Source organism: Psychrobacter alimentarius (genome assembly GCF_001606025.1).
In the GTDB taxonomy this organism is placed as follows: domain Bacteria; phylum Pseudomonadota; class Gammaproteobacteria; order Pseudomonadales; family Moraxellaceae; genus Psychrobacter; species Psychrobacter alimentarius.
Map to the genome: position 1 here is coordinate 797,228 of NZ_CP014945.1, position 15,852 is coordinate 813,079.

Annotated in this window: 12 protein-coding genes; 10 read left to right on the plus strand and 2 right to left on the minus strand. The window is 45.2% G+C overall.

The genetic code is table 11. The features are described from left to right. Nucleotides 1-63: 63 nt before the first annotated feature. Together mgtE and A3K91_RS03450 are read right to left on the minus strand one after the other, a co-directional pair. Nucleotides 64-1,467, minus strand: coding sequence for a magnesium transporter (mgtE, locus tag A3K91_RS03445; RefSeq protein ID WP_084387244.1), 1,404 nt, complete (start codon nt 1,465-1,467; stop codon nt 64-66). A 112-nt stretch (nt 1,468-1,579) separates the two neighbouring features. Next, nucleotides 1,580-3,613, minus strand: coding sequence for a UvrD-helicase domain-containing protein (locus tag A3K91_RS03450; RefSeq protein WP_062844006.1), 2,034 nt, complete (start codon nt 3,611-3,613; stop codon nt 1,580-1,582). Nucleotides 3,614-4,424: 811 nt separating this feature from the next. Here A3K91_RS03450 and ndhC point away from each other — a divergent pair. The 10 genes from ndhC to nuoK all read left to right on the plus strand — a co-directional run bounded on the left by ndhC (nt 4,425) and on the right by nuoK (nt 15,851). Beyond that, complete coding sequence (gene ndhC / locus A3K91_RS03455) at nt 4,425-5,048, plus strand: NADH-quinone oxidoreductase subunit A (RefSeq protein ID WP_062844007.1); 624 nt, start codon at nt 4,425-4,427, stop codon at nt 5,046-5,048. 183 nt (nt 5,049-5,231) lie between these two features. After that, nucleotides 5,232-5,900 carry a NuoB/complex I 20 kDa subunit family protein gene (locus A3K91_RS03460; protein ID WP_062844008.1) on the plus strand — a complete coding sequence of 223 codons (669 nt, stop codon included), beginning with the start codon at nt 5,232-5,234 and terminating at the stop codon, nt 5,898-5,900. Between the two features lie 131 nt (nt 5,901-6,031). Continuing rightward, on the plus strand, nt 6,032-7,807 hold the full coding sequence (gene nuoC / locus A3K91_RS03465) for an NADH-quinone oxidoreductase subunit C/D (RefSeq protein WP_062844009.1): 1,776 nt from the start codon (nt 6,032-6,034) through the stop codon (nt 7,805-7,807). A 211-nt stretch (nt 7,808-8,018) separates the two neighbouring features. Then, on the plus strand, nt 8,019-8,528 hold the full coding sequence (nuoE, locus tag A3K91_RS03470) for an NADH-quinone oxidoreductase subunit NuoE (protein WP_062844010.1): 510 nt from the start codon (nt 8,019-8,021) through the stop codon (nt 8,526-8,528). After that, nucleotides 8,525-9,949, plus strand: coding sequence for an NADH-quinone oxidoreductase subunit NuoF (gene nuoF / locus A3K91_RS03475; RefSeq protein ID WP_062844011.1), 1,425 nt, complete (start codon nt 8,525-8,527; stop codon nt 9,947-9,949). Before nuoE ends, nuoF begins: the two co-directional genes overlap by 4 nt. 10 nt (nt 9,950-9,959) lie before the next feature. Beyond that, the gene (gene nuoG / locus A3K91_RS03480) at nt 9,960-13,073 is read left to right on the plus strand and encodes an NADH-quinone oxidoreductase subunit NuoG (protein ID WP_062844012.1); all 3,114 of its coding nucleotides are present in this window, start codon (nt 9,960-9,962) and stop codon (nt 13,071-13,073) included. A 52-nt stretch (nt 13,074-13,125) separates the two neighbouring features. Continuing rightward, nucleotides 13,126-14,118: an NADH-quinone oxidoreductase subunit NuoH gene (gene nuoH / locus A3K91_RS03485; RefSeq protein ID WP_062845842.1), complete on the plus strand. Its 993-nt coding sequence runs from the start codon at nt 13,126-13,128 to the stop codon at nt 14,116-14,118. A 55-nt stretch (nt 14,119-14,173) separates the two neighbouring features. After that, entirely contained in the window at nt 14,174-14,722 is a 549-nt protein-coding gene (gene nuoI, locus A3K91_RS03490) for an NADH-quinone oxidoreductase subunit NuoI (protein WP_062844013.1), read from the plus strand. Next, nucleotides 14,719-15,444 carry an NADH-quinone oxidoreductase subunit J gene (gene nuoJ / locus A3K91_RS03495; RefSeq protein ID WP_062844014.1) on the plus strand — a complete coding sequence of 242 codons (726 nt, stop codon included), beginning with the start codon at nt 14,719-14,721 and terminating at the stop codon, nt 15,442-15,444. Before nuoI ends, nuoJ begins: the two co-directional genes overlap by 4 nt. Nucleotides 15,445-15,542: 98 nt before the next feature. Beyond that, nucleotides 15,543-15,851, plus strand: coding sequence for an NADH-quinone oxidoreductase subunit NuoK (gene nuoK / locus A3K91_RS03500; RefSeq protein ID WP_062845843.1), 309 nt, complete (start codon nt 15,543-15,545; stop codon nt 15,849-15,851). Nucleotide 15,852: the final 1 nt, after the last annotated feature.

The window sequence follows — 15,852 nt, forward strand, 5'->3', positions numbered from 1 at the left end:
CACTCTCTTAACGATTTAATGGTTTTATAAATAAAATAAGGATCTTGATGTTTCAAATTTTTATTAAAGTATCAGTACACTGGCTAAGCCCAAAAATGACATAAAGCCAATAATATCGGTGACCGTCGTCAAGATAACGGAAGCGGATAGGGCAGGGTCGATATTCATACGTTTTAATAACAACGGGATACTGATGCCTGAGACATTGGCAACTGTCATATTAATCGCAATAGCAAAACCGATTACCGCACTAATTTTAGCATCATGAAACCATAATTGTGCAATAAACGCCATAATTATCGCCCATATGATACCGTTTATCGCGCCAACCCACAGCTCTTTGTTGAGTAGCCATAAACGGTTAGACCCACCTATTTGACCCATGGCCATACCGCGAATCACGACAGTAAGCGTCTGTGAGCCTGCGATACCGCCCATGCTGGCAACCACAGGCATCAAAATGGCAAGCGCGACCACCTCTGCTAGTACGGCCTCAAACTGACCAATCACTGCTGCGGCCAGTAATGCCGTCCCCAAGTTAATACCCAGCCAAATGCTACGACTTTTTGCGCTGGTCAAAATCGGCGCAAACAGCTCTTCGTCTTGACTAACACCAGCAAGATTTTTCATGGTGCTATCGACATCATCTTGGATAATCTCCATGATGTCTTCGCCATTTAATTGACCAACCAGCTCACCATGACTGTTAATGACAGGGGCAAAACGAATGTCTTCTGAACGAAAAATCGCGGCGGCATCTTGAATGTCTAAGCGATCGTTAATCGTGATGGCAGGATCAATCAGCTCTGAAACCAAAGTGTTTTGATCGTGTTTAATCAGATCGACCAAACTGAGCAGTCCAAGTAACTGTTGGCTTTGATCGACCACCAACAGCTCTTGGCTTTCATCATCGAGCAACTCATCGTTTTCTCGTAGCCAATTTTGTACTTCAAACAAACTCACATCTTCTCTGACCTGAATCAGGTCAGGATCCATATAGCTACCCACTTCCCAGTCTTCATAAGTGTCGAGCTTGTTGACCTGTATACGGATGTCTTCGTCTAAGGTGGCCATGACCGAGGTACGAACGCTCTCAGTGACCGTATCTAAAATCTCGGAGATGTCTTGTGCATCAAGGTCTTGAGTAAATAAGGAGATTTCTTTTGATGAGATGTTTTCCATCAATGGCTGGCGCGTATCAAAATCCAGCTCAGCCAGTACTTCACCTTTAAGATGCTCAGGCACTTGCGCCCAAATCAGCAGGCGGTTCTGGGGAGGGAAAGACTCTAATAAGCTTGCGATTTCATATTCTGACTGCTTTTCTAAAAACTCAGTAATGGCATCGTAGGCCTTGTCAGCAACCAAACCCTGCAAGTAGAGGAGCTTATACTCGGCACTGTATTCTGCCGGATTGTAATCTCCTTGTAGCGTCGAGGGGCGTTCCTGATCAGGCATAGGGGTAGACATAAGGGTTCCCATATTTTTAGAAAATGAAAATAAGTACAAAAATAAAAATCAGTATTGAAAAAATTCGCTACTGATTTTTCTATTAAATAGTGCGCGTTTGATACAGCTTGGACTAGCGTTTGCCAAGTAGTGCTCGAATATTGGCCAAATATTCATCGGCTACTTTTGCTGGATCTTTGGTCGCTTGTTTCTTTTTGGCTTTGGCAGGCCAGTCGATATGATCTTCTGGCAGCTCTTCTAAGAAGCGAGACTCTGAGGTGACACGCATCTGACCACCGGCTCGGCGCTGAGTGGCTAAAGTCAGGGTTAGCTCGCGGCGAGCACGGGTGATACCGACATACATAAGACGACGCTCTTCTTCGATCGTCTCGCTCAAGATAGAATTACGGTGTGGCAGCATCTCTTCTTCAAGTCCCATGATGTAAACGTAATCAAACTCCAAACCTTTTGCCGCATGCAACGTCATCAGATTGACTTTATTGGTATTCTCTTCTTCTTGTTGCTGCTCTAGCATATCCAGCAAGACCAGCTTACGAATGATGGTGTCAATCGTTCGGTCTTCATCTTCTTCTGCACGATTGATCAATGACTGAATACTGGTGTACAGCATATCGATATTATCAATACGGTTTTTTTCTTGCTGCGGCGTTTTTGCATCGCTACGGACAAAATCAATATAACCTGTTTCATCGATCATTTGACGGACGATAGGGACGGGGTCAGGATGTTGATCCAGCTCACGCGTATAGTGCTCGATAAACTCACCAAACTCTTTGATTGTGCCATACGCTTTTGATGGCAACACATGTGCCAAACCAGCATGGGTACAAGAAGCCAGTAGCGAGATACTATGCTCTTGCGAAAACAAGCCAAGTTTCTCTAGCGTTGCTGGGCCCATACCACGCTTGGGAGTATTGATAATACGCAAAAATGCGCTGTCATCTTCTGGATTCAAAATTAGACGCAAGTAACCCATGATGTCTTTGATTTCACTACGCGCAAAGAACGACTGACCACCCGATAATTTATAAGGCACTTGCAACTGGCGCAATTGTGCCTCTAGCATACGCGCCTGAAAATTACTGCGATACAAAACCGCATATTGCTCCCATTCGTTACCAAAACGCAGTTTGTGAGTGACAATTTCTTTGGCAACGCGCTCAGATTCATCATCGTCATTGCGGCAGTTAATGATGCGGATTTTTTCGCCTTGTCCTTTGTCCGACCACAGTTTTTTCTCAAACAAATGCTCATTATTAAGAATGACCGCATTCGCAGAGGTCAAAATACGCGTGGTTGAGCGATAGTTCTGCTCAAGCATGACGATTTTTAGTTTAGGAAAGTCCTCTTTTAGCAGCGCCATATTTTCAGGTTTGGCACCGCGCCATGCATAGATAGATTGATCATCATCACCCACAACCGTAAACCGACCTTGTGGCCCAACCAAGTATTTAATCATTTCATACTGAGCCGTATTGGTATCTTGATACTCATCGACCAGCAGATAGCGGATACGGTTTTGCCATTTGTCTCGCAGCTCTCTGTTTTCTCGTAGGATTTTTGTTGGTAATACAATCAAGTCATCAAAATCGACCGCATTATAAGCGCGCAGATTACGCTCGTATAAGGCATAGAGCGTCGCAAAAATCATATCTTCTGGGTCGTCTAACGTCTCCATAGCCTTATCTGGTTCAATCAAATCGTTTTTCCAATCAGAAATCATCTTGATCGCTTTACCAACCAACTCACGACTTTCAGCGCCACTTAAGTTGTCGCGCATCATCAGCTCCATCAGCAAACGCTTACTGTCATCGCTGTCCATGATAGAGAAGTTGCCCTTTAGCGGGGTATGAATAAGCTCGTAGCGTAAGAACTGTAGACCAAATTGGTGAAAAGTAGAGACCGTCAAGCCGCGCATCTTTTCGCTTGGCAACAATTTGCTGACACGGGCTTTCATCTCACGTGCTGCTTTATTGGTAAAAGTCACAGCCGTGATGCGCTCAGCTGGCATGTTGCATTCTTCGATAAGGTAGGCAATCTTGCGCGTAATAACAGACGTCTTACCGGAACCTGCCCCTGCTAATACCAGCAATGGACCGGAGACGTAGAGCATGGCTTCTTGTTGTTTGGGATTCAGTTGACTCATAACGTGACCTGTAAGACAAAGACTAAAAAGGATAGAGCGGAGAGCATCGTTTCAAAATGTAAAGATAAATATCGCGCATCTCATTAAAGTTGGCATTGGGATGACGGATTAATAAAAAATCTTATAGTAAAAGCAGCAGAAATTTTTGCTCAATAATATTTTTATAGTCATAAGATATTGAATTTAGGTGGGCTATTATAAAGCAAAAACCATGACTTTAGGGCACCAGTTGCGTACTGATATCAGGAGATTAGACAATAGATCAAGGTCTTATGAAGCGATGATATGAGCGACGAGTTAAAAGCATGGATTTGGAGTTAATATAAGGTAACGTCTATATCATAATTTATATGCAAAAAAATACAGTTTTTTTGCATATAAAGTGACCGTTCAATACAGTTAAAAACTAGCTTTTAAGCGCCAAAATGCGTATAGTACGTAAATAATTTATGCCAGTTGTCACGTCATTATTAACCACGTGTAATGAGCTATTAAATCAATTAAATAAACTATCGGATATGATATTGATTTAATACGTTGATCTTACGTTGTTATGAGATGCGTTAGATGACCAGCCATTTATCCGCGTGCGTACCGGAATATGTTTAGTTGGTCACGTCTGACATCGTCGTTGATAAGTCTGATAATTGGTTATTACCAGCACAGTACCTAAAATAGTTACTTAAATACAGTAGCTCAATGACAGTCGCTTTGTGTTTTCGTCTGCGTTATGCGTGTCGCTAGACGACCTTGAATAGGTCAGTACTTGCGCTGCGCTTAACACTCTATTGGGTGAGGAGCACGTATTATCATGTCTGCTTTTAATTGGTCAGCAGTTGCTTTTATTCTAGCCGCCATTGGGTTAGTTGTCTTTATGCTGGTCGTTCCGCGCTTACTTGGCGGACGTTCTCAGGGCTCACAAAAAGAAGAGATATTTGAAGCGGGTGTTGTCGGAGCTGGCAACGCCCGTATTCGTTTGTCTGCCAAATTCTATTTGGTGGCGATTTTCTTTGTTATCTTCGATCTAGAAGCCCTCTATCTTTATGCTTATGCCGTTTCGGTACGAGAAGCAGGCTGGCTTGGCTTCGCCGCTGCCACCGTGTTTATTACCATCTTAATCATCGGTTTGATATACGAGTTGAGTTTGGGGGCGATGAACTGGGCACCTGCTGATAAGCGTCGCAAAAAAGCACGTCTATATGCAGCGCCTGCTGGCTTCAATTTGGCAGATATCACAGGCTTTGATGGCGTTGATGAGTTGGTTGTTGATCCTACAGGTAAGATACCAGCACAGTCTTCTGGACAGATTAATGTCTCAAATAATATTGAGACCAATCGTCGTCACTTACAAAATATCGATCATATTAATACCACAGGTAATGTTACTTCCGTGGATTTTGTATCGTCTGTGCCCCAAGATCACGTTGGACGCTAACTACTTTTGCCTGTCTTTGTCTAAGCTTCTAGTAGCTTGGACAGATGGACGGTGAGGGTATGATCAAAAAATCCTGTTCGTATATTACATTTGTATTGATGACCATTTATTCATAAAAGAAGTTAAGGCAGTGGTGATGGCAAGATATTTGTCACGCTAGGCCTAATAAAAAGGTTGTATGTTATGAAATACACATTAACAAAAGCCAACCCTGATGCAGATGTCTATCCTGCACAGACCAGTCAAACGGTCAATGATCCTATCGAAGACGAAGTCAATAAAAACGTCTTTATGGGTCGTCTAGAAGACCTCGTTCATTCGACAGCAAATTGGGGGCGCAAGCACTCATTATGGCCATTCAATTTTGGTACATCTTGCTGTTATGTCGAATACGCCACCACCTTAACGGCCGTTCACGATTTATCCCGCTTTGGGGCGGAAGTTATTCGTGCCTCGCCCCGTCAGGCAGACGTCATGATTGTGGCTGGTACTTGCTTTGTAAAAATGGCGCCTGTGATTCAGCGTCTATATGAGCAAATGCTTGAGCCAAAATGGGTGATTTCTATGGGTGCTTGTGCCAACTCAGGCGGTATGTATGATATTTATTCTGTCGTGCAAGGCGTTGATAAAATTATTCCAGTGGATGTTTATGTGCCAGGCTGCCCACCGCGTCCAGAGGCCTTGATTCAAGGTCTAATGTTGCTACAAGAGTCCATCACCAAAGAGCGTCGTCCGTTGGGTATTCATGTCAACGAGCAGGGTATTTATCAGCCTCAAATGACGCCTGAACGTGACCGTAAGCAAGCAGATCGTATCGCGGTCAAAAACTTACGCAGCCCAGACAGTATTTAGTCATCTGGTATTGAGCAAGTAAATTGCCTCAATAATAAACAATCACTAGAAGGGCTAGTACGCTTACGCTCATCATAGTTCGGTTATGATTAACATAGTTCAGTTATGATTAATGAAGGAATATATCATTCATGGTCACGGTAGTCGAAAACATAGATCCTAAGATTAAGCCTGTCCCAGCCGTTATCACAGAGCTGGAGCAGAAGTATGCTGGCAAGTTTGTGATACAGCACACTGTGGATGAGATTCCAACGGTTTGGGTGGCTCGCGCTGATTTGCTCGATGTGCTTTTATTCTTGCGTAAGCTTCCTAAGCCTTACGTCATGCTGTTTGATTTATCAGCGATAGATGAGCGCCTGCGCCAGCATCGCGGGGGCATGCCGGACAGTGACTTTACGGTGTTTTATCACCTGATGTCACTTGAGCGCAATAGTGACGTACGCATCAAAGTAGCATTGAGTGAAGAAGATCTCAATGTGCCTAGTGCTACCCAGATTTGGCCCAATGCCAACTGGTACGAGCGCGAAGTGTGGGACATGTTTGGTATCGTCTTTACAGGTCATCCGCATTTGACGCGTATTTTATTGCCAAAATATTGGGAAGGTCATCCTTTGCGTAAAGAGTACCATGCGCGCGCGACTGAATTTACCCCATACTTCCTGAACACTGCCAAGCAACAATATGAGCAAGAGAACCTACGTTTTGTGCCAGAAGAATGGGGCATGAAACGCTCAGGTCGTGATGAAGACTTTATGTTCTTGAACATCGGTCCTAACCATCCCTCGGCTCACGGTGCTTTTCGTTTGGTACTACAGCTTGATGGCGAAGAAGTGGTTGATTGTATTCCTGATATCGGCTATCACCATCGCGGTGCAGAGAAAATGGCTGAGCGTCAAACCTGGCACTCATTTATTCCTTATACCGATCGAATTGATTATCTCGGCGGCGTGATGAATGAGCTACCGTACATCATGTCGGTCGAAAAGCTAGCAGGTATCACGATTCCGCCTCGCGCTGAAACCATACGTGTGATGATGAGCGAGTTTTTCCGCATCACTAATAACTTACTCTATGTCGGTACGTTCATTCAGGATGCTGGCGGTATGACGCCAGTATTCTATATGTTTACCGATCGTCAAAAAGCGTATGACGTCATCGAAGCTGTGACGGGCTATCGTATGCACCCAGCATGGTTCCGTATTGGCGGTACAGCAGCTGACTTGCCACGCGGCTGGCAGCGATTGGTTCGTGAGTTTTTGGACTGGATGCCAAAACGTTTGGATGAGTATGTCAAAGCCGCTCTACAAAACAGTGTATTAAAAGGTCGTACCCAAGGCGTGGCGCAATACAATGCCAAACAAGCATTGGCGTGGGGCGTGACGGGTGCTGGCTTGCGTGCAACGGGTTTGGATTTTGATCTGCGTAAAGCACGTCCATATATGGGCTACGAGAATTACGACTTTGAAATACCCGTAGGCTATAACGGTGATGCTTATGACCGCTGTATGGTAAAAGTCGAGGAGATGCGTCAGTCACTGCGCATCATTCGCCAATGTATGGATAATATGCCACAAGGTCCTTATAAAGCCGACCATCCACTCGCTGTGCCACCACCAAAAGACCGTACACTGAACGACATTGAAACATTAATCAATCACTTTATCTCGGTATCGTGGGGTCCTGTGATGCCAGCGGGCGAGTGCGCAACGATTGTAGAGGCGACCAAAGGTCTGAACAGCTATTACATTACATCAGACAAGGCTACCATGAGCTACCGTACCCGTATTCGTACGCCGACATTTGCACATTTGCAGCAGATGCCATCGGTGATTAATGGCTCGCTGGTATCTGATGCCATTATGTATTTGGCATCGATTGATATCGTGATGGCAGATTGTGATCGCTAATATATTTCATTGAAATCGTAGTTATCTGACACAGTTTGCTAAGTATTGTAGTTAATAAATAAAGTCTATCATTATCAAAAAGATACGTTAATCCATATATTGCCGCCGAATGGCACACCAAAATGCAGTCATATTTCAAGACAGTGACAGAATTCATAACACTGTCTTGGTTAAGAGATGGAGCATGATGAGTGAGGAAAGATAGAAGATTATGAAAATTGTTTCCGACAAAATGCCAAAAGTAGATGTGGCAAGTATCCTCACCGCTGAGGAGATTGCTGCTATTCATGAATTTATGCACCATTATCCGCAGGCGCGTGCAGCCTCATTGGATGCGCTAAAAATAGTACAAAAGCGCAATGGCTGGGTGGATGATGCGCAAGTCAATGCCATTGCCAATATCCTAGATATTCCGATGTCAGATATGGATGGAGTCGCAACTTTCTTTAACCGTATTTATCGTCAGCCTGTTGGTCGTCACGTGATTCTTATCTGTGATTCAGTCGCTTGTTATCTGACTGGCTATGAGGCGCTATCGGCTGAAATAAGAGCGCAGCTAGGTATCGAGTATGGACAGACGACCACTGATGGTCGTTTTACGCTATTGCCGATTTGCTGTCTGGGTAATTGTGACAAAGGCCCTGCCGTCTTGATTGATGAAGATACTTATGGCCCTGTTCAGCCCACCGAGGTCGCGCAATTATTGGAGCTATACGCATGAGTTTAACGATTTCAGAGCAGATTGCTCGTCGCGGTCAAGGCAAAGCACCCAGTCAGCTTAACGAACAGCGCGTTCCAATTTATGGTGATAAAGCAACCGCGACTAGCGAAACCAGACCCTTAACCTGGCGTTTGGCACATCATGATGCCGTGCTTGATTTGGCTACTTATGAATCTCTAAAAGGCTTTACTGGTTTAAAAGAAGCACTATCTAAATCACCTAAAGACGTTGGCAACATGATTAAAGCTGCTAATGTCCGCGGACGTGGTGGTGCTGGTTTTAACGCAGGTTTGAAGTGGATGTTTATGTCGCCTCCTGATGGTTTGCCTCGCTATCTTATTTGTAATGCTGATGAGATGGAGCCGGGCACGTTTAAAGACCGTTTGCTCATGGAACGCCTACCGTTTCAATTGATTGAAGGCATGCTTATCACAGCGCATGCAATCGGTGCGACCGACGGTTATATCTTTATCCGCGGTGAGTATATCGTGGCCGCTGAGCGTTTGGTTGCCGCGATTAATGAATGCTTAGCTAACAACCTGATGGGCAATAACATTTTAGGCTCTGACTTTAGCTTTAATCTTCATGTGCATACAGGCGCTGGACGCTATATCTGCGGTGAAGAGACGGCACTGATTAATTGTCTAGAAGGCCGTCGCGCTAATCCGCGTACCAAACCGCCATTTCCACAAATCTCTGGCGCATGGGGTCGTCCAACGGTTGTCAACAACGTTGAGACCTTATGCAATATGCCAGCCATTTTGAATCATGGGGTTGACTGGTATCAGTCATTGGCCAACATTAAAGGTACCAGTAAAACACCAGGCACTAAACTATTTGGTTGTTCAGGCTTGGTCAATGATCCTGGTCTGTGGGAGCTGCCTTTTGGTTATACAGCTCGCGAGATTATTGAAGAGTTGGCTGGTGGTATGAAAGACGGCAAAACGCTTAAAGCTTGGCTACCAGGCGGCGCATCAACAGATTTCTTGACAGCAGATCATTTGGATGTGGTTGTCGATTTTGACTCGATTCAAGAAGCAGGTAGCCGTATGGGTACGGGTCTTATTATGGTCGTCGATGAAGCACAAGACATGGTGCCATTATTGCGTAATCTTGAGATTTTCTTTCAACGCGAATCTTGTGGTTGGTGTACACCATGCCGCGATGGTTTGCCGTGGGGCGTCAAATTGCTGACTGCTATTAATGATGGTGAAGGGCAGTTGGGCGACGTAGAAAAACTAGAAGGTCTGACGCGTGACTTGTGGATTGGTAAAACATTCTGTGCCCATGCTCCAGGTGCGATGGAACCACTCATGAGTGCGATTAAATATTTCCGTCCTGAATTTGATCAAAAAATTGCTCAGGCGGTTGGTGTAGATGTCATTGATGCTGCAGCCAATCAACAGCCAGTAGCGAAATAAGGAGAGCGGCATGGCAGTCATACATATTGATGGAACCACTGTCGAAGTAGATAGTAGCGATAACTTGCTACAAGCGTGTTTGTCTCTTGGCATTGATGTGCCATATTTTTGTTATCATCCCGCCCTCGGCTCAGTAGGATCATGCCGCCAGTGTGCGGTTAAACAATATCAAAATAAAGAAGATATGGAAGCAGGTCGTGGTCGCCTAGTGATGTCATGTATGGTGGCACCTGGTGATGATATGTATATTTCGGTCACCGATGATGAAGCCAAAGCCTTCCGTAAGTCGATGGTTGAGTTACTCATGACCAACCACCCGCATGACTGTCCTACCTGTGAAGAAGGAGGGCATTGTCACTTGCAGGACATGACTTACATGTCAGGTCACAGCCGTCGTCGCTATCGTTTTACCAAACGTACGCATCACAACCAAGAGCTTGGGCCGTTTATTGCTCATGAAATGAACCGTTGTATCGCTTGCTATCGCTGTGTTCGCTTTTATAAGGATTATGCAGGTGGTGAGGATTTGGGCGTTTATGGCTCAAACAACCGTGTCTATTTTGGTCGCGATAAAGATGGTCAGTTTGAAAGCGAGTTTTCAGGCAACTTAACTGAAGTATGCCCAACGGGCGTCTTTACGGATAAGACGCATTCTGAGCGCTACAATCGTAAGTGGGACATGCAGTATGCACCAAGCATCTGTCATGGCTGCTCAGCGGGCTGTAACACCTCGCCAGGTGAGCGTTATGGTGAATTGCGCCGTATCGAAAACCGTTATAACGGTGAAGTAAACCGTTATTTCTTATGCGATCGTGGTCGCTTTGGTTACGGTTATGTCAACCGTGAGGATCGCCCAACGCAAGCGCTTGAGCGTATCAATGATAAGCACGTCAAAATCAATATCGACTATGCGCTAGATGAAACCATCAAACGTATCAAAGAGAAAAAGGTTATTGGTATTGGCTCGCCACGTGCCAGTTTAGAGACCAACTTTGCCCTAAAAAACTTAGTTGGCTTTAATAACTTTTCAACTGGCCTTAATCATCAGCAGCAATCTTTGGTCAATAAATGTATCGAAGTGCTTAGCACTGAGGGCATCTATAACCCAAGCATGACTGATATCGAAAGCTATGATGCCGTATTGGTATTGGGTGAAGACATCACGCAAACGTCATCAAGAGTCGCGCTATCAGTACGCCAAGCCGCTAAAAATGAAGGTCTGAAAATGGCAGCCGCGTTGCAGACTCAGCCTTGGCTTGCTGAACCTGTCAAGCGTATTGCTCAAGATGCTTTAAGTCCCGTTTATGTCATTGATGTGACCCAAACTAAGCTAGAAGATATCAGTAAAGTGAGTGTGGTAGCAACGCCTGAAGACATTACCAAACTTGGCTTTAAAGTGGCCGAAGAAATTGCTCATTTTTCTGATGATTTAGCCAAAATTGCTCATCCTCAGGACAGTAAGCAACAAGATGCCAGTGCTGATGCCAACATCGACGGTATGCAATCGCTTGCCCAGCAAATTGCTTATGACTTGATTCAAGCGGATAAACCATTAGTCATCTCAGGCACGGGTCTGTCGTCTGTTGCCTTAATAGAAGCAGCCGCGCAAATCACGCAAGCATTAACCCAAAAACGTGCTGCCATTCAAGCGACAGAGCAGCACCAAGTTGATGTTCATAATGAAAAAGTGAGAGCGGCAGAGCAGCAAGCGCAAACTGATCAGCCTGACGAAGATCAAGAGCTATCAGCCAAACCAGAGAAACCTGACACTGGTACAAATAAAGAAGCGCAAGACGATGTTGAGCGTAAGCCAGCTGAGAAGCTTGAGCTAAAAGAAGTGAATGACAGCTATCATGCACAAGCGGGTATTTATCTGACGGTTCCTGATGCCAATAGCATGGGCGTTTGTATGCTTGGTGGTCAATCAGTCGAAGAGCTACTAGCGAGTGACTTTGATGTGGTCATCGTTGCAGAAAATCAGCTAACTGATGCAATAGATGCCAATAAGTTAACACAGCTATTGGCTGATAAAACCGTGATTGCGCTTGATCATCAGTTGCTTGATTGGCACAAAGATGTTGATATCGTATTACCAGCAGCAAGCTTTGCGGAAGCTGATGGTACATTGATCTCCGCTGAAGGCCGCGCTCAGCGTTTTTTCCAAGTCTATGACAATAACTATTATCATCCAATGAGCAGTATCAAAGAAGGCTGGCGCTGGCTGCATGCTGTGCATAGCAGCTTAGAAGGCAGAGAGGTCGATTGGACGCAATTGGATGATGTGATCAATGCGTTAATAGCCACGCATCCTAAGCTTGCAGGTATCAAAGGCGCAGCGCCAGAAGCAGATTACCGCATTATTGGTCTTAAAATTGCGCGTCAACCGCGTCGCTATTCAGGCCGTACTGCCATGCGCGCACCGATATCCGTCCATGAGCCAATGCAGCCAAAGGATTTAGATACAGGTTTAACTTTCTCAATGGAAGGTTATAGCGGCAAACAAACCCCAAGCTCTATGATTCCTTTTGCCAATGCGGCAGGTTGGAACTCACCGCAAGCGTGGAACAAATATCAAGACAAAGTGGGTGGTCATCTAAAAAATGGTGATCCAGGTGTGCGCCTGTTTGATCAGTTAGAACGTCTAGCCACTCGTCAGTATGTGGTACCAGAAGCTACTGCGTCGACCATGACGGATATGCAGCAAGGACAAGCCAAGTTAGTGCCTATCTATAATATTTATGCCAGCTCAATGATGGTATCACGCAGTCCCATTGTCGCAGAGCAACTGCCTGTTGCAGCATGGCGCATTGGTATTGATGATGCCAAAAACTGGAATATCGCTGCTGGTGATTATTTAGCGATTGAGATTGATAAGCAACAAATCACCTTGCCAGTCCAGCTTGTCGGTTACTTAGCGGAAGGCTGTATTGGTTATCCAGTCGGTCAGGTCAGCATCGTTCATCCGTCACTGCCAGCGTCGGTACGCAAAGTTGACGCGCCCGTTACGATGATGGGCGATATGGCTGATGATCGCTTTTTGACAAACAAAAATGCTGGTAACAGCTTTGATGATAACCGTGCCATGCAAGCAACTGTAGCGCCAACCACCACACAGGAGGTGTGATATGCAAGTCACTCGTATTATTCCTGATGTGCCAAGCTTTTTGGCCAATAGCATGAGCTTTGATGCGTGGTCCATTCTATTTTTGGTGGGCCAATCACTGGTTATCTTCTTAGTTGTTGTGCTGGTTGCCGCCATGATGATCATCTATGAGCGCCGCATGCTGGCATTATGGCAAGACCGCTATGGTCCAAACCGTGTAGGGCCTTTTGGCTCATTGCAGTTGGTGGCCGACATGCTCAAAATCTTCTTTAAAGAAGATTGGACGCCAAACTTTACTGATAAGTTTATGTTTACTTTGGCACCTGCGGTTGCCATGTTTACGGCATTGGCTTCATTTGCCATTATTCCTATCTCACCAACGCTTGGTGTCGCTGATTGGGATATTGGCATTTTGTTCTTCTTTGCCATGGCGGGTATCGCGGTCTACGCTGTGATGTTCGGTGGTTGGGCATCGGCGAATAAATTTTCTCTTTTGGGTGGATTACGTTCAGCTGCACAGACGATCAGTTACGAAGTGTTTTTGGGATTGTCATTGATGGGTGTGGTTGCATTGACTGGCTCATTTAACTTGCGTGAGATTGTCGAGTCACAAATTGATGGCTGGTATATCATTCCGCAGTTTTTTGGATTTTTGACTTTTGTGGTGGCTGGCGTAGCGGTTACCCATAGACATCCGTTTGACCAACCCGAAGCTGAGCAAGAGCTCGCTGAAGGCTATCATGTCGAATATTCTGGCATGAAATTTGGTATGTTCTTTATTGGCGAATACGTCAACGTTGTCTTGATTTCTGCGCTGATGACGTGTTTGTTCTTTGGTGGCTGGCTTGCACCTTTTAACTTAGACATTCCATTTATTCCACCAGCTTTTTGGTTCATGATTAAGACACTGTTCTTTATGACCATGTTTGTTTTGGCTCGAGGCTCACTCATGCGTCCGCGCTATGATCAGGTGATGAACTTTGGCTGGAAAGTTTGCCTGCCAGTAACGTTGATTAATTTATTGATTACGGCTGCAGTCATTTTGATCTTTTCCCCAACGTTGTAATCATTACTAGCCATCACTGATGAACTAGGGTAAAGCTGATAAGGATAATAATCCCATGTTTACTACTATAAAAAAGACCGTCATTGGTATATTTACCATTGTCCGCAGCATGTGGATGGTCAATAGTCATGCGCTCAGGCCACGTGATACCATTCTTTATCCTGAAGAGCCGGTACCTGTACCGCCACGTTTTCGTGGACGTATTGTCCTAACGCGTGACCCTGATGGAGATGAGCGCTGCGTTGCCTGTAACTTATGTGCTGTTGCATGCCCAGTCGGTTGTATTTCGCTACAAAAAGCGGAGCGTGAAGATGGCCGCTGGTATCCAGAGTTTTTTCGGATCAATTTTTCACGATGTATCTTTTGTGGAATGTGTGAAGAAGCCTGTCCGACAACCGCTATTCAAATGACACCAGATTTTGAGCTTGGTGAATATAAGCGTCAGGACTTGGTTTACGAAAAAGAGCATTTGCTCATTTCAGGACCGGGTAAATATCCTGATTATAACTATTATCGTGTGACGGGTATGGCGGTCGCGGACAAACCAAAAGGGGCAGCTCAAAATGAATCTGCACCTATTGATCTAAGGAGCTTGCTGCCATGATGAATATCTTAAATCATCCTGAATTGGCAGGGTTTTACTCGCTTGCAGCCGTGGCTATTTTTGCCAGCCTGCGGGTGGTCACTCAAGCCAACCCCGTACATGCTATTTTATCAATGATTGTGTCATTGCTAGCGATTGCTGGGATATTTTTTGTGCTTGGTGCGCCATTCGCAGGCGCGCTTGAAATCGTGGTCTACGCAGGCGCTATCATGGTGCTGTTTGTCTTTGTCATCATGATGTTGAATCTCGGTATGAGTAATGATGAGCGCGAAGAGAAATGGCTAGATGCTGGCAGTTGGGCGATACCGACAGGTTTGACCATCATCATTGCTGTGATTCTTTATGCGCTGATTGGTCTTAATGACGACGGCACAGCGATGATTGGTGGTACCACCGTATCTGCCAAAGTAGTTGGCACGGTGTTGTTTACCAAATACGTGATGCTGATAGAAGTAGCAGCCTTATTGCTGTTGGCAGCTTTAGTGGCCGCTTATCATTTGGGTAAAGAAGCCAATGATGACGAGATTGTCAGTGACGACAGTCATAAAGGGCAGCCGAGTGCGGCTCGCACCAAGTCGTACAATCACGATAGCTCTCATGTAGAAAACAATGCAGCAGAAACGGCTGAACCTTATGAATATAAAGATGTTGATCCACGTGACTATGTGGGTGCAAAACGAGTCGTGGTTGTAAAACGAGTCACGCGCAAGGAGTCAGACTGATGGTACTAGCAGCGAGCGTGGCACAAGACGTATCGAATGTGCCGTTTGCCCATGAAGTGGCAGGCTTAGTACAGCCTGCTGCTGAGGCACAAAACTTATTGGGAATGATACCGATGAGCCATGGATTGATTTTGGCCGGTATTTTATTTGCCATTGGTTTGTGCGGCGTCATGGTACGACGTAATTTCTTATTTATGCTGATGAGCCTTGAGATCATGATGAATGCGACAGCATTGGCATTTGTCATAGCAGGGAGTCGCTGGGTCGATCCAGATGGGCAGATTATGTTTATCTTTATTTTGACGTTGGCAGCAGCCGAGGCCGCCATTGGTTTGGCAATATTATTGCGGTTTTATCATAAGCGTGGGCATCTAGATGTCGATACCGCCAATGAGATGAAAGGATGAT